Raw genomic sequence first — 404 nt, 5'->3', positions numbered from 1 at the left:
CTCGCGTTCGTCCTGGAGGGCGTGTCGTTCCTGCGGGCCCGGCGCCAGGCGCGCGACGAGGCGCGGGCCGCCGACCGCGACACGCTGCACCACGTGCTCGTGACCTCCGACCCCACGCTGCGGGCCGTGTACGCGGAGGACGCCGCCGCGCTGGTCGGCCTCGTCGTCGCCTTCGGCGGGGTGCTCGCTCACCAGCTCACCGGCTCCCCGGTCCCGGACGCGATCGGTTCGATCATCGTCGGCCTCGTGCTCGCGGTGGTGTCGGTCGTGCTCATCGACCGCAACCGCCGCTTCCTCGTCGGCGAGGCAGCGATGCCCGCCACGCGGGCCGCCGTCCTGCAGGGCGTCCGGGACCTGCCCGAGGTCGAGCGCGTGACCTACCTGCGGCTCGAGTACGTGGGCCC

Annotated in this window: 1 pseudogene; it reads left to right on the top strand. The window is 75.0% G+C overall.

What is annotated here, in order from left to right:
- Positions 1-21: 21 nt before the first annotated feature.
- Positions 22-404 (top strand): annotated as a pseudogene (locus G3I78_RS49865) (cation transporter); the annotation flags it as partial.

The sequence above is a fragment of the Streptomyces sp. SID13726 genome, assembly GCF_010548375.1.
GTDB lineage: Bacteria > Actinomycetota > Actinomycetes > Streptomycetales > Streptomycetaceae > Streptomyces.
The sequence above is the reverse complement of the archived record's forward strand: the minus strand, read 5'-3'. Positions and strand labels throughout refer to the sequence as shown.